A 19,843-nucleotide genomic window follows, 5' to 3' on the forward strand; every position below is an offset into this window, starting at 1 on the left:
AATCCGCCTTGCGCGTTGATCCAGCAGCGTATGAGCTGCGAGCCAAGGCAGCCCGTTTCAGCCTTTCGAGCGCGGCTCCAGCATCAGCCACTTGATGATGCCCATCGCCGGCAGCACCCAGAGCAGGCCGCTGAGCAGGAAGAACAGGAATTGCACCAACGCGCTGGACTCCGACAGCCGGGCGACGGCGAAGATCGATGCGACCAGCGCATAGATGATGACCAGTGCCACCAGCAGGAACATTCCGATCAGCTTTTTCAGGCGAATGGGCATGGCTTGGCCTCGTTGATCGCTACCGCTTAGGCCGAACGCAGGACACGCGCAACCCGCGACATCGGGCGCGACGGCGTGCCGCGCTGCATGGTCTTGCCAGCACGGATGCTATGGTTCACCAATCCGCGACATTCAACCGGACTGGACAGATCATGGCTGCCATATCAGCCGCCCACCCATACGTCGCCCGCGACCGCGACCTGCACAACCGCGCGCTTGTGCGCGGCTGGCTTTATGTCGTGCTTCTGGTGCTGTTTGCACTGGTGCTGGTCGGCGGCGCCACGCGGCTTACGGAGTCCGGCCTGTCGATCACCGAATGGCAGCCGATCCATGGCGTCATTCCGCCGCTCAACGACGCCGAGTGGCAGGAGGAATTCCAGCGCTACCAGCAGATCCCGCAATACACCGAGCTCAACAAGGGCATGAGCATCGAGGCGTTCAAGTCGATCTTCTGGTGGGAGTGGGCGCACCGTCTGCTGGCGCGCAGCGTCGGCCTGGTCTTCGCCTTGCCGCTGCTGTTCTTCTGGGTGAGCCGCCGCATCGAGCGCGCCCTTGGGCCGAAACTCGTCGGTATTCTTCTCCTCGGCGGCCTGCAGGGCGCCATCGGCTGGTGGATGGTGGCCTCAGGCCTGGTCGACCGTGTGTCCGTGAGTCAGTACCGGCTGGCGACGCATCTGACGCTGGCGGCGCTGATCTTCACCGCCACCATGGTCGTCGCGCGTGGGTTGGCGCCGCATTCGGAGCCCGCCGCCGATCGCTCGACGCAGCGCCTGGCCGGCTTCATCGTGTTCCTGGCGCTGATCCAGATCTATCTCGGCGGCCTGGTCGCCGGGCTCGACGCCGGCCTGAGCTACAACACCTGGCCGCTGATGGACGGCAAGATCATCCCCGGCGATCTGCTGATCCTCGAGCCGGCATGGCGCAACTTCTTCGAAAGCCCGAAGACGGTGCAGTTCATCCATCGGCTCGGCGCCTATACGGTCTTCGCCGTCGCGCTCTGGCACATGATCGCCACGCGTCGGCGGCTGCCCGGCTCGACCCATGCCCGCCGCGCGACGCTGTTGTTTGTGCTGGTGCTGGTGCAGGCCTCGATCGGCATCGGCACACTGCTGATGCAGGTGCCGCTGCATATGGCGCTGACGCATCAAGGTTTCGCACTGATCGTGCTGGGTTTCGCTGCCGCGCACTGGCGCGGCACCAAGGGCGCCTATCCCTTGCCGCAGGAGATCGTGCTCAGGAGTTGATCCCGAGCCGCTCGGCCCGTCCCTCAGGTCAGAAATTCGCCCGCACCGCCCGGATCGCCTTGGCGATCGACAGTTCGCGGTTTTCCTCGACCGTATTGTCATCCTCGTGGTGCCAGGCCGCGGACAGGCAGCCATAGGCGATGGCATGGTCCAGTATTGCCGGCGGCGACTGCCCCAGCGTCTTGGCAAAGACTTCGGCCATGTGTGCGATCCGCTGGGGATCGAGGCAAAGCGCGTCTCGGTCGAGCGGGTTGTAGAACATGTTGGCGGCGTCGAAGCCGGGATCGCCGAGCACGCCCTTCGGATCGATCACCAGCCAGCCGCGCGGTCCGTGCAGGATGTTGTCGTGGTGCAGGTCGCCATGCAAGGGCCTGATATCGTGCGGATTATCCAGCAGCCGTCCGGCGATCGACGCTGCCTCGACATAGATGCTGGCATGACCCGCGTCTCGGTCGATTGCGGCTTTCCTGAACAGGCTGGCGTACCGCTCCCTGAGCGGCTGCAGCTCGGGCGGAAAGGGGTGATGCGACGGCGAAAACAGTTTCGCCATCACCTCAGCCGCGATTGCGGTTGCGGCATTGTCGCCCTGTTCATCGAGAACCTGGGTAAGCAAGGTGTCGCCGCCATATTCCAGCAGCATGCTGTGGCCGTCGCGGCCAAGCAGGCGCACCGCGCCTTCACCGCGCCGCCAGGCGAGGAAATGCTCGCCGCGCAATTCGTCGGCGACATCGTCGAAAGGCTTGAGCGCCTTGACGACGGCCGGCGAGCCGTCGCCGCGAACAACCTTCCAGATGCGGCTCGAAAAGGTCTCGGCAATGAGTTCGGGCGCGCTGATTTTCCAGCGCGCCGGGAAAACTGGTGCGTCCATCAAAGCCCGAGCATCAGGTCCATGTTCTGGACGGCTGCGCCCGAGGCACCCTTGCCGAGATTGTCGTAGACCGCCAGCAGCAGCGCTTGCGCGCGTTTGTCGTTGGCGAAGACATAGACCTTCATGCGGTTGGTGCCGTTGTAGATCTCGGGATCGATCTCCGGCATGCGCTCCAGGTGCGCATAGGGCGCCACCTCGACCACGCCGCCCTTGATGGCGGCGAAATGGTCGGCAATGGCTGCATGAAGCTCCGCGCCTGTCGGCACATGCTCGAGGCCGCCGAGCTGCAGCGGCACCACTGTGATCATGCCTTGGGCGAAATTGCCGACCGCCGGCTGCATGATCGGGTCATGTGACAGTTTTGCATAGGCCCGCAGTTCCGGCACATGCTTGTGCTGCAGGGTGAGGCCATAGGGCAGGAACTCCGAGGCGTCCTCGCCCTTGGCGACGTAGTCCTCGATCATCGGGCGTCCGCCGCCCGAATAGCCCGAAATGCCGTTGACGGTGATGGGGAAATCCGCCGGCAGCAGGCCTGTCGTGACCAGTGGCCTCAGCGTGGCGATCGGTCCCTGCGGCCAGCAGCCGGGATTGGCGACGCGCTTGGCCGTGGCGATCGTCTTGGCCTGGTCCTTGTCCATCTCGGCGAAGCCATAGGCCCAGCCTTCGGCGACGCGATGCGCGGTCGATGCATCGATGACCTTGGTGGTGTCGTTGGCGATCAGCGAGACGCTCTCCTTCGCCGCATCGTCCGGCAGGCACAGGATCGCGATATCGGCCGCATTGAGGAATTCGGCGCGCGCCGCCGTCTCCTTGCGGCGCTCGGTGGGGATGGAAATGATCTCCAGGTCGCCACGCTCGGCAAGCAGCGCCCGGATCTGCAGGCCGGTGGTGCCGTGCTCGCCGTCGATGAAGATTTTCGGTTTCATGACCTGATCAAATTCCCTGATATTCCGAGACTATATACCGTTGCCGTGATTCACCGCGGCACCGTTGTGATTGCCGTTGTTCATCTCTTCCTGCCGTGCCTTTCGTTCAGCCAGCAGGCCGAGATACTGCATGGCCACCATCGAGCCGGCGATCGCCGTTATATCGGCGTGATCATAGGCCGGCGCAACCTCCACGACATCGGCGCCGACAATATCGACCTGGTTGAGCTGGCGCAGCGTCGACAGGATCTTCGCCGAGGACGGGCCGCCGGCCACCGGCGTGCCGGTTCCGGGCGCATAGGCCGGGTCGAGGCAGTCGATGTCGAAGGTCAGGTAGGTCTTCTTGCCGCCGGTGCGGTCGACGATGGCGTAGGCGATGTCGGAGGCACGCATCTCCTCGATTTCGTGGCCGTAGAGGATCTTGATGCCGAACGTATCAGGGGCGTGGGTGCGGATGCCGATCTGGATCGAACGGTCCGGATCGATGATGCCTTCCTTGACCGCACGGCCGACAAAGGATCCGTGGTCGATGCGCTTGCCGTCATCCTCCCAGGTATCCTGATGCGCGTCGAACTGCACCAAAGCGAGCGGTCCGTGGATGGCGGCATGTGCCTTGAGCAGCGGCCAGGTGACGAAATGGTCGCCGCCCAGCGTCAAAAGGAAGGCGCCTGATTTCAGGATCTTCGCCGCTTCGCGCTCGATCGTGCCGGGGGTTTTCTGGTGGTTGCCGGAGTCGAGCAGGCAGTCGCCATAGTCGACCACCGCGAGATGTTCGAACAGATCGCGCGAGAATGGATACTGAGGGTCATTGTCGAGGATCGCCGAGGCGCGGCGAATCGCCTGCGGCCCGAAACGGGCGCCGGGCCGGTTCGTGACGGCGGCGTCGAAGGGAATGCCCCACACCACCGCATCCGCGCCCTTCACGTCCTTGGTGTATTTGCGCCGCATGAACGACAGCGCGCCGGAATAGGTCGGCTCAAGGGCGCCGCCCGTTTTGGAGCGGGCGGTGAAGGCATGGTCGATGTTCTTGGTCGCCATTACTGGTCCTCGTTTTCATCGGGGTGCAACAACTACAGAACCGGCATGGAAGATGCCAGTCACAGCTTGGGGAGACGAAACGGCGCCGCCCGGGTGCCACGGCAAGACAGGATTTGTACCATCATGACGCAGGCCGCGTTTCTTAATCCGTCCGATGCCGTGGTGTCGACCCATGCCGGCACGATAGCCGGCGAGCGCTTCCAGGTTCTCGATTCGTGGCGCGGCATCTGCGCGCTGCTTGTGGCGCTGTTTCATTTCCCGACCGCTTCCGCGATCTCGCAGAGCGCCTTCATCGGTTCGTCCTATCTTTTCGTCGATTTCTTCTTCGTCCTTTCCGGCTTCGTCATCGCCAGCAGCTATGCCGATCGGCTGAGTCAGCCGGTAGAGGTCGCCCGCTTCGCGCTGGTGCGGTTCGGCCGCATCTATCCGCTGCATGTCATCATGCTCGCGGCCTTTGCGGGCTTCGAACTGCTGCGGCTGATGCTGCCGCAATTGCATGGCACCGGCGCTGCCCCCTTCACCGGCGGTTTCGATTTGAAGAGCCTGCTTGCCAATCTGCTCCTGCTGCAAGGGATGGGCTTCGAGGATCATCTGACCTGGAATGCGCCAAGCTGGAGCATTTCGGCGGAGTTCTTCGCCTATCTCCTGTTTGCCGGCGTGGTCTTCATCGCCGGCGCGCGTGCCTGGATATGGCTTTTCGCCGCCGCCGTCACCGCGCCGCTGTTCCTGCTTGGTTTCTCCACGCATCATATGGACGTATCCTACGATTTCGGCTTCATCCGCTGCCTCTACGGCTTCTCGCTCGGCGCCCTGCTGGCTTGGTTTCAGCATGATTCCATTGCAGGGGCACGACAGCTCCTCGCCAGAAGCGGCCCGCGGCTGAGCTGGACCCTTGCCGAAATCGTCATGGTGGCGGCCATCGTGTTTTTCGTGTCGCTGGCGGGCAGCAATGATTTCGGCATCGCGGCACCCCTGGTGTTCGCGCTGGCGCTGTTTCTCTTCGCCCATGAAGGCGGCTGGATTTCCGCCTTGCTACGGGCGCCGGTCATGCTGACGCTCGGCGCGCTGTCCTACTCGATTTACATGGTCCACATCTTCGTGCAGGCGCGCCTGATCAACGTTGCCGGGCTCGTCGAGCACAAGCTTGGCCTCGGCCTCGTCGGCGACATCGTGCTGCGCGGCTCGCCGGCGACGGGCTTCGGCACCGGCTGGGCCGGAACGGTTGCAATCGTCATCATGCTCGTCGCCACCATCGCCGCATCGTGGATCACCTGGCGTTTCATTGAAATGCCGGCGATGGCCTGGTTCCGCCGGCTCTCGAAGCGCATTTGACGCCAGATATCGCGACCATCCGCTAGCCGGCTTCGTTCACCCAGATGTCATGGGCATCGCCTATCCCGGCTTCGATCCGGCAAGGAGCGATTCTCGAATGCGGACGATCTGGCTGAGCCTTCTGCTTTGCACGACCCTTGCGGCCGTCTCCGGTCAGGCCTTTGCGGGACGAAAGCCGCGCCAGGCAGATCCTCGACCGCTTCGAGCATGCCAACCAGTGGCGCGACCATGTCATGGTGGCCGCCCATCGCGCAGGCAGTATGCAGGCCGACAAGACGCTTTATGCGGAAAATTCGCTCGCCGCCGTCGAAGGCTCGATCGCCATGGGCGCCGAGATCGTCGAGGTCGACATCAGGCGCTCGAAGGACGGCGCGTTCGTCGTCATGCATGACAGCTGGCTCGACCGCACCACGACCTGCAACGGCGAGGTGGCAAAATACACGCTGGCCGAACTGAAGACCTGCCGCTTGGTGATCGAGGGCACCCGCGCCGTCACCGACGAGAGGGTTTCGACGCTGCGCGAGATGCTGCTGGCGACCAGGGACCGGATCCTGATCAATCTCGACAACAAGCTCGAAGTCGGCGACCTGCCGGGCATGATCGCGGTGGCGCGCGATCTCGGCATGGCCGACCAGGTCATCGTCAAGGAGAACCTCTGGAACCAGACCAGGATTGCCACGGTGAAGGCCGCCATGGCCGCGATCGGCGGCGGCGTCCAGTTCATGCCGATCATCGCCGATGACGCGGTGCATGATGCCGGTTTCGCCGAAACGGTCGACCACGCCTTCTCGCCGCGCGCGATCGAGCTGATCAACTGGCGGGCTGGCGCCGAGACGCTGACCGAAACCGGCGGACCGTTGTTCAGCACGCGCATGCGCGCGGCCGCGGTGCGGGGCAACTGGCACATCTGGGCCGACACTTATGCCATCGTCAACAAGCCCGGCGGGTTTCTCGCAGGCGGCCGTGGCGACGAATTGGCGGTCCAGGCCAGCCTGCCGCGCGAAGCCTGGGGTTTCTGGGCCGATCGCGGCGCCACCATCATCCAGACCGACGAACCGAAGGCGGCCATCGATTGGCTGGCGGCGAACGGTTACCGCGTGCCCTATGCCGGGACGGGCGAACGCATCGAACCCGCCGCGACCGCCAGCATCAATTGATTTGCCGGGATCGGCATCCCTGACTGGTTGTCGCAGGCTGGCCTCTCCTGACGGAACGGTGTCAGCGAGAAGCCGTTATGCCAAGGCATGACCGACACCATCGTTTCCAAGCCCCGCGCCACATATGCCGCCACTGTCGCCGCGACCAGTCTCGGGTTCGTGGTGGTGCAGCTCGATGTCTCCATCGTCAATCTCGCCCTCAACAGGATCGGCGCTGCACTTTCGATGGGCATAGGCGGCCTGCAATGGGTGGTCGATGCCTACACGCTTGCCTTCGCCTCGTTGCTGCTCGCCGGCGGTGCGCTCGGCGACAGGATCGGCGCCCGCCGGGTGTTCGTCGGCGGCATGGCGCTGTTCAGCATCGCCTCGCTGGTCTGTGGCCTGGCAGGGAGCCCTTGGGTGCTGATCGCGGCGCGCGCCGTGCAAGGCGCGGGTGCGGCTTTGCTGATGCCGTGTTCGCTGGCGCTGCTCAACCGTGCCTACGCTTCGGACAAGGCGCGCCGCGCGCGGGCCGTCGGCCTGTGGACGGCGGCAGGCGGTGTTGCGCTTTCGGCCGGGCCGGTGCTCGGCGGCTTCATGGTCGGGTCGCTCGGCTGGGCAAGCATCTTCCTGGTCAACCTGCCCATCGGCGCTCTTGCCATCTGGATGGCCTACCGGTTTCTACGCGAAACGCCGCTGAAGGCTGAAAAGCCGCCGATCGACTGGGCCGGGCAGGGGCTTGTCGTGCTGACGCTGTTTTCGCTGACCGGCGCCTTCATCGAAACCGGCTCGTCCGGTTGGGCTTCATTGCCGGTTATCGGCGGACTGGCCGTGGCTGCAGTGGCCGGAAGCCTGTTCCTGCTGGTCGAGAGCCGGACCAAGGCGCCGATGTTTCCACTGAAGCTATTTGCCAGCCGCGTGCCGGCGGCGACCAGCCTCGTTGGACTGGCGGTCAATCTGACGCTCTACGGCACGATTTTCATGCTCAGCCTCTATTTCCAGCAGGAAAGGCATTTTTCGCCTGAAATGACCGGGCTCGCCTTCCTGCCGTTCATGGCGGCGGTCACCGTGTCGAACATTGCCGCCGGACGCATCGCCGCGACGTATGGCCCTCGGTCGCCGATGGCGATCGGCCTGCTTATCGGCGCGGCCGGTTTCGGCCTGATGGCGCTGATCCAGGCCGACACCTCTTATCTGTCGCTGCTGTGGCGGCTGCTGTTTCTGCCGGTCGGCATCGGTCTTGCGGTGCCCGCCATGACCACGGCGTTGCTGTCGTCCGTGCCGACGGCAATCTCGGGAACAGCCTCGGGCGTGCTCAACACGGTGCGCCAGTCGGGTGGGGCGATCGGCGTCGCGCTGTTCGGCTCCGCTTTGGCGCTGGGCACGATCCAGGGCATGCAGCTTGCTTTCCTCGCCTCCGCGCTCGCCGTGGCGTTCTCGGCGCTCTGCGCCTTCCTGTTCATCCGCGACGCGGATCATTCCGCAGGATAGGGATTCGCAATGCAAAAAGGCCGCCCGGAGGCGGCCTTTCGATTGCCCAAACTGCGGAGCGCTTAGCGCTTCGAGAACTGGAAGGAGCGGCGGGCCTTCGCCTTGCCGTACTTCTTGCGCTCGACGACGCGGCTGTCGCGGGTCAGGAAGCCGCCCTTCTTGAGCACGGCGCGCAGCGCCGGCTCGTAGTAGGTCAGCGCCTTGGAGATGCCGTGACGCACCGCGCCGGCCTGGCCGGAGAGGCCGCCGCCGACGACGGTGGCGACGATGTCATACTGGCCCGAACGGTTGGAGGCGATGATCGGCTGGTTGAGGATCATCTGCAGGACCGGACGCGCGAAATAGGTCGCGAATTCCTTGTCGTTGACGACGATCTTGCCGGAACCCGGCTTCACCCACACGCGCGCAATGGCGTTCTTGCGCTTGCCGGTGGCATAGGCGCGGCCCGACTTGTCGAGCTTCTGGACGTGGACGGGTGCCGCGGCCTGCGTATTGGTGTTGCCGGTGGCGGCGCCCAGTTCTGCGAGCGAGGAAAGCTCAGCCATCTTATGCGACCTTCTTGTTCTTGGAATTCAGCTTGGCCACGTCGAGGACTTCTGGCTGCTGGGCGACATGCGGATGCTCGGCGCCTGCATAGACGCGCAGGTTCTTCATCTGGCGACGGCCGAGCGGACCACGCGGGACCATGCGCTCAACGGCCTTCTCGACGACGCGCTCGGGGAAGCGACCCTCGAGCAGCTGGCGCGCGGTGCGCTCCTTGATGCCGCCGGGGTGGCCGGTATGCCAGTAATAGACCTTGTCGGTGAACTTCTTGCCGGTGAACACCACCTTGTCGGCATTGATGACGATGACATTGTCGCCGTCGTCGACATGCGGGGTGAAGGTCGGCTTGTGCTTGCCGCGAAGATGATTGGCGATGACAGTGGCGAGACGGCCGACGACGAGACCCTCGGCGTCGATCAGGATCCACTTCTTCACCACATCCGCAGGCTTCTGCGAAAAGGTTGTCATGTTTTCTGCTCTCGGTTTTGACCTTCAAAGAGAAGGCGTTTCTTGTTGCTTGGATTGGCGAAGACGCTTGCCCGCCGCCAATAACAAAACGGCGGCCTTTGCGGGCCGCTGCTTCGTGAGGGCTTATAGGCGACGGGGAATTGCGCGTCAAGCCGATCAAAAAGCCATCTAGCGAAGAAACCGAAGTAAAAACAATAGCTTAGTAAAAAGGTATTATTTTACCACATCACCGGTGCGCTTCGGTGGGATCGAATAGGTGCCGGTGGCGTGCGCGATCGTGTGCGCTTCCGGGCCGGCGACGATGTCGATGTCGAACACCATCAGGCTCTTTCCCAGCTTCAGGATGCGGCAATGGCCATCGATCGGCCCGGCCTCGGCCTTGCGCACGAAGTTGATGTCGAGGTTAACCGTCACGGACAGCGCATCCGGCCCGGCATGGGAAAGCACGCAGACATAGCCGCCAATGTCGGCCAGCGTGAACAGCGATGGACCGGACACCGTGCCGCCCGGACGCAAATGCCGCTCGCCGGCATTGAGCCGCACGGTGCAGCCGCCTGGGAAAACGTCGATGGCCTCATAATATTTGAACTGCTCGTTGAGCTGGGGATAGACGGTTTCCATCAGCACATTGACTTGTGCTGCGGTCAGCATCGGCTTGAGGTTGGTCTGGGCGGGCATGTCGGTCTCTCGCTTTTACGCCAAGCCTGTATGAACGCGGCAGGGCGTTGCTGGCAACATCTTCGGCCTTCTGGCGCAAGCGATGGGTGTTGGATGAAAGCCGATCCGATATTAGATAGTCCGTAAGCCCGACCGGAATCGCGGAGACCTTAGCCATGGCCGAAATACTTGCCATCAAGCCTGTTGCTGCCGAGGGGCCGGTCACGACCAGGCTGGACAAGGGCCTGCTGCGGCTCACCCTCGCCAATCCCCCGGCCAATGCTCTGTCGCTAGCGGTAATGGCGGCGCTGACGGCGGAGCTCGACCGCGCCAGGGCTGACAAGGCGGTTCGTGTCATCATCCTGTCGGCGGCCGGGAAAGTGTTCTGTGCCGGCCATGATCTCAAGGAAATGACCGCGCGCCGCGCCGACGCCGATCGCGGCAAGGCTTTCTTCGAAGAGACATTCGCCGCTTGCGCCCAGCTGATGCAGGCGATCGCGCGCCATCCCGTGCCGGTCATCGCAGAAGTCGACGGCCTCGCGACGGCCGCCGGCCTGCAGCTTGTCGCCAGCTGCGACCTGGCGATCGCCTCGCATGAGGCGACCTTCTGCACGCCGGGCGTCAATATCGGCCTGTTCTGCTCGACGCCGATGGTGGCGCTGTCGCGCAACGTCTCGCGCAAGCAGGCGATGGAGATGCTGCTGACCGGCGAGACGATCGACGCGGCAACCGCCAAGGAGTTCGGCCTGGTCAACCGCGTCGTGCCGCGCGAATACCTGAATCAGATCGTCACCAAATACGCGCAAACCATTGCTTCCAAATCATCTTTGGTGGTCAAGACCGGCAAGGAGGCCTTTTACGCGCAAGCCGAAATGGGCCTGGCGGACGCCTATGCCTATACCGGCCGCGTCATGGTGGAGAACATGTTGGCGCGGGACGCCGAGGAAGGCATCGGCGCCTTCATCGGCAAGCGCAAGCCGGAATGGGCGGACGAGTAGCCGTGGAGCCGCGCATCTCCATCGTCACCATCGCCACGGACGATCTCGATCGCGCCGTGCGCTTCTACGAAGCCATGGGTCTGCAACGGCATGCCGCGATCACCGACGGCGTCGCCTTCTTCCAGATGGGCGGCGTCATTCTCGGGCTGTTCCCGCGCGCCAGTGCCGAGGCGGATTCCGGCATTACATTCGCCGGAGCGCCGTCCGCCGTCTATCTCGCCTACAACACCCGCTCCGACGCCGAGGTCGACGAGGTGCTCGCCATGGCCGAGAAAGCCGGCGGCCGTATCGTCAAGCCGGCCGGCCGCGCCTTCTGGGGTGGCTGGTACGGCTATTTCGCCGATGCGGACGGGCACGTCTGGGAAGTGGCGCACAATCCGGCCTTTCCGATCGCGCAAGACGGCACGATTTCGTTGCCCGGGTGATGGCTTACCGCAAACAGCTGACGCGGCTCAAGGCACCATACCTCAAGCGCGTCCTGCTTGACCCGGCGCGGGTCGCGGACTGGGAAAAATATCCCTGGAACCTGCCGCTGTTTCGCGGCCGTGACTTCGAACTCGAATTCACCACGCCGATCACCATCATCGTCGGTGAGAACGGCACCGGCAAATCGACGCTGCTGGAAGCGATTGGTGCTTTGGCCGGCTATGACGAGGCCGGCGGCGGCAAGGGTTACCGCCCGGTCGACCACTCTCGTGCCATCGACAAGAGCGGTGCCGCACTGGCCGACAATTTTCGTTGCCACTGGCTGCCGAAGGTTACCGCGGGTTGGTTCTTCCGCGCCGAATCCTTCTATTCCGTTGCCCGTTACCTCGACGAGGCAGCTAGGGAATCGGGCGGGACGCCGCCGGATTTCCTGTCCTGGTCGCATGGCGAGGGTTTCATCCGCTTCTTCGAGGAGCGCTGCCGCAGGCAAGGCATCTACATCCTCGACGAGCCCGAGAGCGCGCTTTCGCCGTCGCGCCAGATCGAGCTGCTGAAGATGCTGCGGCGCATGGACCAGTCCGGCACCGCGCAGGTGATCATGGCGACGCACTCACCATTGTTGATGGCCTGTCCCGGCGCGCGGCTGTTCCGCATCAGCCGCTTCGGGCTCGAGCCCGCCGACTTTCGTGATACGGACCACTTCCGCATGTTGCGCGATTTCAGCAACGACCCGGATGGTTTTCTCGCCGAGGCGTTGTATGAGGACGAGGCATGAATCACGATAGCTACGACAACACCTACATCGCCGGCATCCTCAATTCGGTGAAGACCATCGCCATGGCCGGCGCGTCGGCCAATGACGTCAGGCCGAGCTATTTCGTGCTGAAATACCTGCTGGCCAAGGGCTTTTCGGTGTTTCCGGTCAATCCGGGCCAGGCCGGCAAGGAAATCCTCGGCCGGATGACCTATGCCAGTCTGGCCGATATTCCGGAGCCGATCGATATGGTCGACATCTTCCGCGCCGCGACCGCGGTGCCGGGCATCGTCGACGAGGTATTGCGGCTCGATCCCTTGCCGAAAGTCATCTGGATGCAGCTCGGTGTGCGCCATGACGAGGCCGCCGCTCGCGCCGAGGCCGCCGGCATCAAGGTGGTGATGAACCGCTGCCCCAAGATCGAATACGGCAAGCTCTCCGGCGAGATCGGCTGGACCGGTGTCAATTCCGGGGTGCTGTCGTCCAAGAAGCCGCTGATGCGCCAGGGCTTCCAGAGTTTCGGCGTGCGCCAGAAATAGGCCGCGAGCGAGAAGCGCAAAATTATTCCGGCTAGCGCCGTATTTTCCTGCAGCTTGGTCGAAGGTCCCACGCCGAAGGGTATTTTCTTCTTTGCATTCCATGCCCGGCTTCGCCAACAATGCTCGGCGATTTTCAGAAGGTTCTCGAGGGAGGTTTTTAAGTGACCCGTACGCCCGGTTTCAACACGCTCGCCGTCCATGCCGGCGCCAAGCCCGATCCGGCCACCGGCGCGCGCGCCACGCCGATCTACCAGACGACCTCCTTCGTCTTCGATGATGCCGACCACGCCGCGTCCCTGTTCGGCCTGAAGGCGTTTGGCAACATCTACACCCGTATCATGAACCCGACGCAGGCCGTGCTCGAGGAGCGCGTCGCCGCACTCGAAGGCGGCACGGCTGCCCTCGCGGTCGCATCCGGCCACGCCGCGCAGGTCATCGTCTTCCACAATCTGATGCAGCCGGGCGACAATTTCGTCGCCGCGACAAGGCTCTATGGCGGCTCGATCAACCAGTTCGGTCATGCCTTCAAGAATTATGGCTGGGAAGTGCGCTGGGCCGACACCAACGACATCTCGACCTTCGAGAGCCAGATCGACGACAGGACCAAGGCGATCTTCATCGAGAGCCTGGCCAATCCGGGCGGCACTTTCGTCGACATCGAGAAGATCGGCGACATCGCCCGCAAGCATGGCTTGCCGCTGATCGTCGACAACACGCTGGCCTCGCCCTATCTGATCCGTCCGATCGAGCACGGCGCCGATATTGTCGTGCATTCGCTGACCAAGTTCATCGGCGGCCATGGCAATTCGATCGGCGGCGTCATTGTCGATGGTGGCACCTTCGACTGGTCGAAGTCGGGCAAGTACCCGATGCTGTCGGAACCGCGCCCCGAATATGGCGGCCTCGTCCTGCACGAAACCTTCGGCAATTTCGCTTTCGCCATCGCTGCGCGCGTGCTTGGCCTGCGCGATCTCGGCCCGGCGATCTCGCCCTTCAACGCCTTCCTCATCCTGACTGGCCTGGAAACCTTGCCGCTGCGCATGCAGCGTCACTGCGACAACGCCGTCACGGTCGCCGGCTGGCTGTCCAACCACCCCAAGGTCGCCTGGGTGAACTACCCCGGCCTGCCCAGCGACAAGAACAACGCGCTGCAGAAGAAATACTCACCGCTGGGCGCCGGCGCCGTCTTCACCTTCGGCCTCAAGGGCGGCTACGAGGCCGGCGTCAAATTCGTCGAGGCGCTGGAACTGTTCTCGCATCTGGCCAATGTCGGCGACACCAAGTCGCTGGTCATCCATCCAGCGTCAACCACGCACCGCCAGCTCTCCGACGAGCAGAAGGTCAAGGCCGGCGCCGGCCCGGACACCGTGCGGCTTTCGATCGGCATCGAGGACGTCACCGATATTGTCGCCGACCTCGAACAGGCACTCGCCAAGGTTTGATTGCTGATGGCCGCTTTTCTTTCCGTCGACACCAAGAGCGTCGAACCCGAATCCGGCGCGCCCGCGCCGGATCGCCTGATCTCGGGCGATCCAAAATTCCGCACCTGGAACGTCGAGGAGCGGGACGGCGGCCTCTATGCCGGCATCTGGGAATCGACTCCCGGCAAATGGCGCATCGTTTATGACGAGTGGGAATTCTGCCACATCCTGTCCGGCGTTTCGGTGATCGCGCAAGACGGTGGGCAAGCGCGCACGGTCAAGTCGGGTGACAGTTTCGTGCTGAGGCCGGGCTTCAAGGGCAGCTGGGAAGTGCTTGAAACCACCCGCAAGGAGTATGTGATCAAGCTGTGATCACTTCGCCGGAAACTGGCTTAGGCAGGCTTCCGACGCCTTGTCATGCGCGGTCAGCAGATCGGCGTCCTGGGCTTCGATATCGGCGTCCGTGATCTCGTCTCGATAATATTGCGCCAGGAGGTCGAGCCCCTGCTGGCTGACGCCATAGGTCGGGATTTCGCGGGCGACGCAGCCGCATAGTGCGAGCGCGCGATCGGGCGAGCCAATCTTGTGGTTGGTCATGATGAAATCCTGCGCCGGGCAGGCGTCGAGAAAGGCGCCGAAATTCAGCTTCTGCTGCGGCCGGTCGCCATGGTCGAAATAGGCCGGCGGCCATTGGCTTTTGCCGCTCGCGACCTCGCAGCCCGTGGCGACGTCCTGGGCGCTTTTCGATAGAGCGAGCCAGGCATCCTCCTTGTCGCCTATCGGATAGTCGAAGTCTTCGCCCATGAGTGAGGCCGCATAGGCGTCAAGGTCGGCCTGCGTGAAGCCGACCTTCTGGAATCGGTTGAACTGGCATTGGCAAGCGGCGCTCACCTGCTCCGTTTCACCCTGCGACGGCTGTTCGCTCAACTTGTTTTTCTGGCAGGCCGCCACGAAAGCGGTGCCATCAAGCGTCGAAGCGGGAAGGGTGGAAGCATCGACATAGCGCTTTCCGCCCCAGCCGATAGTCATCGTGTCGGATTGGATGTCGAAAAAGCCGTTCCGTTTGAAGGGGCTGAGCGCGATCTTGTCCTGCGGCACCAGCCGCGCGCCGGGAATGTCGCCGAGAACCTCCTGATAGCTGTCGCCTTCCAGGACGAACAGGAAGTTGCCGCAATTGACGCCGTCGCAGCCCGGCGCATAGCGGTAGGCGAAGATCTCAGGCAAGCCGTCAAGATTGAGATCGACGTCGATGGCGAAGGATGCCAGCGGCAGGCCCTTCGATCCGGTCTGCCGCTCCAGGAGGCCTATCGCCATCTTCTGCGCGATGGCCATGCTGTTCTCCCACGGGATGTTCTCCGGCTGTTGCTGGGCACGCGCCGTGCCCAGGCTGGCGCATAGAAACGCCAATGCGAACGCCGTCGCCGGTCTCCAGAACAGTCTCATCGCGCAGCCCCAGGCCCGCGATCGTTCAGAAGCCGACGGCGAGCATTTCCAGCCCATGGAAGTGGTAAGTGTCGCGGAAGCGGGGCTGTTCGGCAAGATGCAGCCGCGGATGCCGCTCGAACAAAGTCTTCAGCGACACCTGCAATTCGAGCCGCGCCAGCGGCGCGCCGATGCAGAAATGGATGCCGGCGCCGAAGGACACGTTCTTCTGGTCGCTCCGGTCCGGCCGGAAGGCCTGCGGTTCGGCAAAGGCGCGCGGATCATGATTGGCCATGCCGAGCAAAAGCCCGATGGTCTGGCCCGGCTGCACGACGATGCCGGGCGCAATCTCGATTTCCTGGTAGGCGTAGCGCGTGAACATGTGCAGCGGGGCGTCGAAGCGCAGGCATTCCTCGACGGTTGCGGCTGTCGCTTCCGCCGAGGTGAAGAAGCGGCTGGGATCGCCGCCTTGCGCCAGGATCGAGCGCACGGCGTTGCCGGCCTGATGCACGGTCGCTTCATGGCCGGCATTGAGCAGCAGTATGGCCGAGGACACCATTTCGTCCTCCGACAGCCTCTGGCCGTCCTCCTGTGCCGAGATCAGCAGCGACAGCAGATCGTCGCCGGGGTTCTTGCGTCGCTCGATAATGTAGCCGCGCAGGAAATCGGTGAATTCGCCCGCGGCGCGATTGGCCGTCTCCTCGGTCTCGCGCGTGCGGCCATGAACGTACATGGCGACCATTTGATGCGACCAGTCGAGCAGTTGCGGCCCCATCTCGACCGGCACGCCGAGCATTTCGGCGATGATGGTGATCGGCAGGGGGGAGGCGAAGGCGGGAAGCAGGTCGACCGGCCCGGCCGGGTCAAAGCGGTCGATCAGCTCGTTGGCGAGCGCCTCGACACGCGGCCGCAGCCGCTCGACCTGGCGCGAGACGAAGGCCCGGTTGACCAGCGTTCTCAGCCGCGTGTGCACCGGCGGTTCCAATTCGAGCATGGAGTTGGCTTCAATGCCGTCGAACGCCTTGAGATGGCTGCGGTCCTGGCCAACACCACGGCTGTCGGGAATGCCGGCCGGGTTCTGGCGGCCGAAGCGGCGGTCGCGCAGCAGCCGGTTGACATCGTCGAAGCCGCCAAAGCACCAGAAGCCGAATTCCTCCCAGAAGAAGGCGTTCGAGACGCCGTGCAGGAAGGCGTAGGCCTCGTACGGGTTCAGGAAGAAAGCCGGCTCGTGCGGGTCGAGCCGCAACTGGCGAGTGGCTGGATCAAAGGCAAGATAGGGGAGCGTCGAATTGGTCATGCCAGACCCATAGCGCGGCTTGCCAGCCTCATTCCAGACCGTATGTTGGCGCCCGCACTCCAATGAATTGAGCCAGCCAATGCGGCTGCGGAAGGCGTGAACGATGAACGTGATCGTTGTCGGCGCGGGGATTGCCGGTCTTTCCACGGCGTGGTCGCTGGTCAAGGCCGGCCACAGCGTGTCGATCGTCGAGCAGGGGCCGATCCCCAATCCGCTGGCCGCGTCCGGCGATCATCACCGCATCATCCGCCGCGCCTACCGCGCCCGAAGCGGCTATGGCCGGCTGATCACCGAAGCCTACGAGGCCTGGGACGAGATGTGGACCGATCTCGGCGAAAGCCACCTTGATGCGCGCGGATTCGTCTGCATTTCGCGCGAACCGGGCGACGAGGCCGAGGAATACCGCGAGGGCCTGGAAGAGGGGAATTTTCCCTTCGAACTGTTCGAACCAGACGCCGCCGTCAAGCGCTGGCCTTTCCTCGAGCCGGGCACGTTCCGCTATGCCTATTATTCGCCGGAAGGCGGCACGCTCCATTGCCGCAAGATCGCTTCCGGCCTTGCCGCCTGGCTGCGTACCAATGGCGCCAATGTCTACGAACACAGCAAGGTGACCGCGATCGACTCCGAAACTGGCCGCATCGTGCTCGAAAGCGGCGAAACCATGCAGGCCGACCGCATCGTCGTCGCTGCTGGCGCCTGGGTGCTGAAACTGTTTCCGGAACTGGACGGTGAACTGAAGACCTATCGGACAGCCCTTGCCTATGCCGAACCGCCGGCCGACCTGAAGGCGGCCTGGGAGGCGGCACCGGTCGTCCTCGACGTCGGCGGCGCGGTCGACGGCTACGTGATCCCGCCTTCCGGCGGCGCCGGCATGAAATTCGGCTCAGGTCTGCACAGGGTGCCGACCAGCGACGCCGACTGGAACCGTCAGCCTGTGCCGGGCGAGGGGGAGGCGATCCGCAACCTCTTTTCGCCACCGATCGCCCGCATCCAGGAGTATGAGGTGACCGAGGTGGTCACCTGCGCCTACACCTTCACCGCCGACGAAAAATTCATGGCGCATGCGAAAGGTAAGTGCCTTGTTGTCTCGGCCTGCTCAGGCCATGGCTACAAGTTCGGCGCGGCGGTCGGCAGGCGCGTTGCGGCGGCTGTCGGCGATGGCGATAGCGACGGCCTGAAGGCGTGGCTGCGGGCGGAGGTGGCCTAGTCCTGGCAGTGCCTCGGAATATGCACGCGCCGCCAGCCAGACGACCCTTCTCTGACCACCACGCGCCGCGCGACGGTCAGGTAGGAGGCGGGGACATCGATGATGCGCCTTCGCTCCGGCCGCACCAGCACTTCCTCGGCGATCTGGTCGTATTGCGCCGGAATGACGACGCGCCTTGTGCGCTCCGGCTGGATCACCACCGTCTCGGCGACGCGTTCGTAGCGCGCCTTGTGCCAGATCTTGCACAGAACCCTGCGACCATGGATGACGCGCCATTCCCAGGAATAGCCGCCGCCATCGACCCTCACCGTGTGGTAGACGGTGCGGGTAACGGCAGGCACGACCTCGTAGGTCACTTGTGCCGGAACCGTCATCACCACGCGTTCGCGTGTGCCGTAGATCGGCGGGGTGTAGTCGACCTGCTGGCCGGGCGGACTGACCATCACGTCTTCATAGACCGTGTCGTAGACGTCAGGCGTGTGGACCGGTTCGTAGCATTCCACGGCGCGGCCGCCGGCCGCCGTCTGCGAAGTCGTGCCAAGCATGGCCAGCCCGGCAATGGCGAAGGATGCGATTCTCCTGAACATGACACTCCCCCTGTTTGAACCGTAGGCACAAGTTCAACGTTGAATTGTAGGGGAAGACGCCGCTAAGAAAAGCGGTTTCGGCGCATTTCGTTAAGTGACGCGGTTAAGAAACTGCTACGTTGCGGCCCGGTACCGTCTGCTCCGGAACCGGTGCAGGCGTCAGCGATGCGAATCCTTGGCCGTAAAGCTTGATTCGACTTACCCAGATGGCTAGGACGGGTCGGCCTTGCACAAGGATGAGCCGGCATCCTATCTACGGAACAACGATCCAGAACCGATTCTGCCCGATCTGCCAGCATTCCCGGCGCCGGAATCCCACCGCGAGATAAGAGATAACCGATGAAAAACCCCGTCGAAACCTACATGAACCTCGTTCCGATGGTGGTCGAACAGACCAATCGCGGCGAGCGGGCCTACGACATCTTCTCGCGCCTCCTCAAGGAGCGCATCATTTTCATCACCGGTCCGGTCGAGGACGGCATGGCGACGCTGGTCTGCGCGCAGCTTCTTTTCCTGGAAGCCGAGAATCCGAAGAAGGAAATCAACCTCTACATCAATTCGCCGGGCGGCGTGGTCACTTCGGGCATGGCGATCTACGACACCATGCAGTTCATCAAGCCGGCTGTATCGACGCTCTGCATCGGCCAGGCGGCCTCGATGGGCTCGCTGCTTCTGACCGCCGGCCACAAGGACATGCGTTTCGCCACGCCGAACGCCCGCATCATGGTTCACCAGCCGTCCGGCGGCTTCCAGGGCCAGGCCTCCGACATCGAGCGCCACGCCATGGATATCGTCAAGCTGAAGCGCCGTCTCAACGAGGTCTATGTCAAGCACACCGGCAAGAGCTACGAGGAGATCGAACGCACGCTCGACCGCGACCATTTCATGACCGCCGACGAAGCCAAGGATTTCGGCCTCATCGACAAGGTCATTTCGTCGCGCGAGCCGGCTGAGAGCGCCGTGGCATAAGGGCTTGGTGGCAGTTGGATGACACCATCACGCGCTTTTGGCGCGTCTTGCGGCATTTCGGCCACAATTGGCTGTTCCCTCGACGGTCGGGATTGCCTACGTTAAGGCTATGTTGATTTTCGACGGCTTAGCTTTGTGTGGGGTTGCTGCGAATCATTGCCACGTTTTCTGATTTGTGTTTCGTACGGAATACGTTGCGGGAGCCGGGACACTGGCGGCGGCGGATTCCCGCGATAAATAGAGTATG

At 63.5% G+C, this 19,843-nt stretch carries 21 protein-coding genes and 1 pseudogene; 12 read left to right on the forward strand and 10 right to left on the reverse strand.

Annotated features, from left to right (window positions below):
- Positions 1-57 precede the first annotated feature (57 nt).
- Positions 58-273: a DUF2842 domain-containing protein gene (locus ACVILI_RS17125; protein ID WP_019857652.1), complete on the reverse strand. Its 216-nt coding sequence runs from the start codon at positions 271-273 to the stop codon at positions 58-60.
- A 152-nt stretch (positions 274-425) separates the two neighbouring features.
- Between ACVILI_RS17125 and ACVILI_RS17130 the strand changes: the two genes are divergently transcribed.
- Positions 426-1,517, forward strand: a complete 1,092-nt coding sequence (locus ACVILI_RS17130; RefSeq protein ID WP_084791504.1) for a COX15/CtaA family protein — start codon at positions 426-428, stop codon at positions 1,515-1,517.
- A 28-nt stretch (positions 1,518-1,545) separates the two neighbouring features.
- Here the strand turns inward: ACVILI_RS17130 and ACVILI_RS17135 are convergent, their stop codons facing one another.
- The 3 genes from ACVILI_RS17135 to speB are packed head-to-tail and all read right to left on the reverse strand — an operon-like array spanning position 1,546 to position 4,349.
- Positions 1,546-2,385: an aminoglycoside phosphotransferase family protein gene (locus ACVILI_RS17135; protein ID WP_038646320.1), complete on the reverse strand. Its 840-nt coding sequence runs from the start codon at positions 2,383-2,385 to the stop codon at positions 1,546-1,548.
- Positions 2,385-3,311 carry an N-acetyl-gamma-glutamyl-phosphate reductase gene (gene argC / locus ACVILI_RS17140; protein WP_038646321.1) on the reverse strand — a complete coding sequence of 309 codons (927 nt, stop codon included), beginning with the start codon at positions 3,309-3,311 and terminating at the stop codon, positions 2,385-2,387. Before argC ends, ACVILI_RS17135 begins: the two co-directional genes overlap by 1 nt.
- Before the next feature lie 30 nt (positions 3,312-3,341).
- On the reverse strand, positions 3,342-4,349 hold the full coding sequence (gene speB / locus ACVILI_RS17145) for an agmatinase (RefSeq protein ID WP_010915634.1): 1,008 nt from the start codon (positions 4,347-4,349) through the stop codon (positions 3,342-3,344).
- Between the two features lie 123 nt (positions 4,350-4,472).
- Here speB and ACVILI_RS17150 point away from each other — a divergent pair, with 123 nt between their 5' ends.
- From ACVILI_RS17150 to ACVILI_RS17160, 3 genes and pseudogenes are all read left to right on the forward strand, one after another.
- Complete coding sequence (locus ACVILI_RS17150) at positions 4,473-5,681, forward strand: acyltransferase family protein (RefSeq protein WP_038646323.1); 1,209 nt, start codon at positions 4,473-4,475, stop codon at positions 5,679-5,681.
- A 97-nt stretch (positions 5,682-5,778) separates the two neighbouring features.
- Positions 5,779-6,838: pseudogene (locus ACVILI_RS17155) on the forward strand (glycerophosphodiester phosphodiesterase family protein).
- An 87-nt stretch (positions 6,839-6,925) separates the two neighbouring features.
- On the forward strand, positions 6,926-8,308 hold the full coding sequence (locus ACVILI_RS17160; RefSeq protein WP_038646325.1) for an MFS transporter: 1,383 nt from the start codon (positions 6,926-6,928) through the stop codon (positions 8,306-8,308).
- A gap of 62 nt (positions 8,309-8,370) precedes the next feature.
- Here the strand turns inward: ACVILI_RS17160 and rpsI are convergent, their stop codons facing one another.
- The 3 genes from rpsI to ACVILI_RS17175 all read right to left on the reverse strand — a co-directional run bounded on the left by rpsI (position 8,371) and on the right by ACVILI_RS17175 (position 9,997).
- Positions 8,371-8,853 carry a 30S ribosomal protein S9 gene (gene rpsI / locus ACVILI_RS17165; RefSeq protein WP_010915637.1) on the reverse strand — a complete coding sequence of 161 codons (483 nt, stop codon included), beginning with the start codon at positions 8,851-8,853 and terminating at the stop codon, positions 8,371-8,373.
- A gap of 1 nt (position 8,854) precedes the next feature.
- Positions 8,855-9,319, reverse strand: coding sequence for a 50S ribosomal protein L13 (rplM, locus tag ACVILI_RS17170; protein WP_010915638.1), 465 nt, complete (start codon positions 9,317-9,319; stop codon positions 8,855-8,857).
- Between the two features lie 213 nt (positions 9,320-9,532).
- Complete coding sequence (locus ACVILI_RS17175) at positions 9,533-9,997, reverse strand: PaaI family thioesterase (protein ID WP_019857659.1); 465 nt, start codon at positions 9,995-9,997, stop codon at positions 9,533-9,535.
- Positions 9,998-10,152: 155 nt separating this feature from the next.
- On the opposite strand from ACVILI_RS17175, the gene ACVILI_RS17180 reads away from it, so the two are divergent.
- The 6 genes from ACVILI_RS17180 (at position 10,153) to ACVILI_RS17205 (ending at position 14,486) form a co-directional block, all read left to right on the forward strand.
- Positions 10,153-10,974 (forward strand): enoyl-CoA hydratase, encoded by an 822-nt coding sequence (locus tag ACVILI_RS17180; RefSeq protein ID WP_038646327.1) that lies wholly within the window; start codon positions 10,153-10,155, stop codon positions 10,972-10,974.
- Positions 10,975-10,976: 2 nt separating this feature from the next.
- Positions 10,977-11,399: a VOC family protein gene (locus ACVILI_RS17185; protein ID WP_027046749.1), complete on the forward strand. Its 423-nt coding sequence runs from the start codon at positions 10,977-10,979 to the stop codon at positions 11,397-11,399.
- On the forward strand, positions 11,399-12,175 hold the full coding sequence (locus ACVILI_RS17190; RefSeq protein ID WP_019857662.1) for an AAA family ATPase: 777 nt from the start codon (positions 11,399-11,401) through the stop codon (positions 12,173-12,175). Before ACVILI_RS17185 ends, ACVILI_RS17190 begins: the two co-directional genes overlap by 1 nt.
- The gene (locus tag ACVILI_RS17195; protein WP_038646328.1) at positions 12,172-12,693 is read left to right on the forward strand and encodes a CoA-binding protein; all 522 of its coding nucleotides are present in this window, start codon (positions 12,172-12,174) and stop codon (positions 12,691-12,693) included. Before ACVILI_RS17190 ends, ACVILI_RS17195 begins: the two co-directional genes overlap by 4 nt.
- A gap of 161 nt (positions 12,694-12,854) precedes the next feature.
- Positions 12,855-14,135 (forward strand): O-acetylhomoserine aminocarboxypropyltransferase, encoded by a 1,281-nt coding sequence (locus tag ACVILI_RS17200; protein ID WP_019857664.1) that lies wholly within the window; start codon positions 12,855-12,857, stop codon positions 14,133-14,135.
- A 6-nt stretch (positions 14,136-14,141) separates the two neighbouring features.
- Positions 14,142-14,486 carry a cupin domain-containing protein gene (locus ACVILI_RS17205; protein WP_027046750.1) on the forward strand — a complete coding sequence of 115 codons (345 nt, stop codon included), beginning with the start codon at positions 14,142-14,144 and terminating at the stop codon, positions 14,484-14,486.
- Here the strand turns inward: ACVILI_RS17205 and ACVILI_RS17210 are convergent, their stop codons facing one another.
- Together ACVILI_RS17210 and ACVILI_RS17215 are read right to left on the reverse strand one after the other, a co-directional pair.
- Entirely contained in the window at positions 14,487-15,557 is a 1,071-nt protein-coding gene (locus tag ACVILI_RS17210; protein WP_019857667.1) for a hypothetical protein, read from the reverse strand.
- A gap of 25 nt (positions 15,558-15,582) precedes the next feature.
- Positions 15,583-16,833, reverse strand: a complete 1,251-nt coding sequence (locus ACVILI_RS17215; protein WP_038646330.1) for a cytochrome P450 — start codon at positions 16,831-16,833, stop codon at positions 15,583-15,585.
- Between the two features lie 103 nt (positions 16,834-16,936).
- On the opposite strand from ACVILI_RS17215, the gene ACVILI_RS17220 reads away from it, so the two are divergent.
- Positions 16,937-18,040, forward strand: a complete 1,104-nt coding sequence (locus ACVILI_RS17220) for an NAD(P)/FAD-dependent oxidoreductase (RefSeq protein ID WP_240564663.1) — start codon at positions 16,937-16,939, stop codon at positions 18,038-18,040.
- On the opposite strand, the gene ACVILI_RS17225 is transcribed toward ACVILI_RS17220, so the two are convergent.
- Positions 18,037-18,627, reverse strand: coding sequence for a hypothetical protein (locus ACVILI_RS17225; protein WP_038646334.1), 591 nt, complete (start codon positions 18,625-18,627; stop codon positions 18,037-18,039). The genes ACVILI_RS17220 and ACVILI_RS17225 overlap by 4 nt on opposite strands.
- Positions 18,628-18,966: 339 nt before the next feature.
- On the opposite strand from ACVILI_RS17225, the gene clpP reads away from it, so the two are divergent.
- Entirely contained in the window at positions 18,967-19,596 is a 630-nt protein-coding gene (gene clpP / locus ACVILI_RS17230; RefSeq protein WP_010915650.1) for an ATP-dependent Clp endopeptidase proteolytic subunit ClpP, read from the forward strand.
- Positions 19,597-19,843: the final 247 nt, after the last annotated feature.

The organism is Mesorhizobium sp. USDA 4775 (genome assembly GCF_054062655.1).

Coding starts and splice junctions, on each gene's coding strand:
- ACVILI_RS17130 (WP_084791504.1), top strand. CDS start 426: ATGGCTGCCATATCAGCCGCCCACCCATACGTCGCCCGCGACCGCGAC.
- ACVILI_RS17180 (WP_038646327.1), top strand. CDS start 10,153: ATGGCCGAAATACTTGCCATCAAGCCTGTTGCTGCCGAGGGGCCGGTC.
- ACVILI_RS17150 (WP_038646323.1), top strand. CDS start 4,473: ATGACGCAGGCCGCGTTTCTTAATCCGTCCGATGCCGTGGTGTCGACC.
- ACVILI_RS17210 (WP_019857667.1), bottom strand. CDS start 15,557: ATGAGACTGTTCTGGAGACCGGCGACGGCGTTCGCATTGGCGTTTCTA.
- ACVILI_RS17195 (WP_038646328.1), top strand. CDS start 12,172: ATGAATCACGATAGCTACGACAACACCTACATCGCCGGCATCCTCAAT.
- speB (WP_010915634.1), bottom strand. CDS start 4,349: ATGGCGACCAAGAACATCGACCATGCCTTCACCGCCCGCTCCAAAACG.
- ACVILI_RS17175 (WP_019857659.1), bottom strand. CDS start 9,997: ATGCCCGCCCAGACCAACCTCAAGCCGATGCTGACCGCAGCACAAGTC.
- ACVILI_RS17160 (WP_038646325.1), top strand. CDS start 6,926: ATGACCGACACCATCGTTTCCAAGCCCCGCGCCACATATGCCGCCACT.
- ACVILI_RS17190 (WP_019857662.1), top strand. CDS start 11,399: ATGGCTTACCGCAAACAGCTGACGCGGCTCAAGGCACCATACCTCAAG.
- ACVILI_RS17135 (WP_038646320.1), bottom strand. CDS start 2,385: ATGGACGCACCAGTTTTCCCGGCGCGCTGGAAAATCAGCGCGCCCGAA.
- ACVILI_RS17215 (WP_038646330.1), bottom strand. CDS start 16,833: ATGACCAATTCGACGCTCCCCTATCTTGCCTTTGATCCAGCCACTCGC.
- ACVILI_RS17125 (WP_019857652.1), bottom strand. CDS start 273: ATGCCCATTCGCCTGAAAAAGCTGATCGGAATGTTCCTGCTGGTGGCA.
- rpsI (WP_010915637.1), bottom strand. CDS start 8,853: ATGGCTGAGCTTTCCTCGCTCGCAGAACTGGGCGCCGCCACCGGCAAC.
- argC (WP_038646321.1), bottom strand. CDS start 3,311: ATGAAACCGAAAATCTTCATCGACGGCGAGCACGGCACCACCGGCCTG.
- ACVILI_RS17205 (WP_027046750.1), top strand. CDS start 14,142: ATGGCCGCTTTTCTTTCCGTCGACACCAAGAGCGTCGAACCCGAATCC.
- ACVILI_RS17220 (WP_240564663.1), top strand. CDS start 16,937: ATGAACGTGATCGTTGTCGGCGCGGGGATTGCCGGTCTTTCCACGGCG.
- clpP (WP_010915650.1), top strand. CDS start 18,967: ATGAAAAACCCCGTCGAAACCTACATGAACCTCGTTCCGATGGTGGTC.
- rplM (WP_010915638.1), bottom strand. CDS start 9,319: ATGACAACCTTTTCGCAGAAGCCTGCGGATGTGGTGAAGAAGTGGATC.
- ACVILI_RS17225 (WP_038646334.1), bottom strand. CDS start 18,627: ATGTTCAGGAGAATCGCATCCTTCGCCATTGCCGGGCTGGCCATGCTT.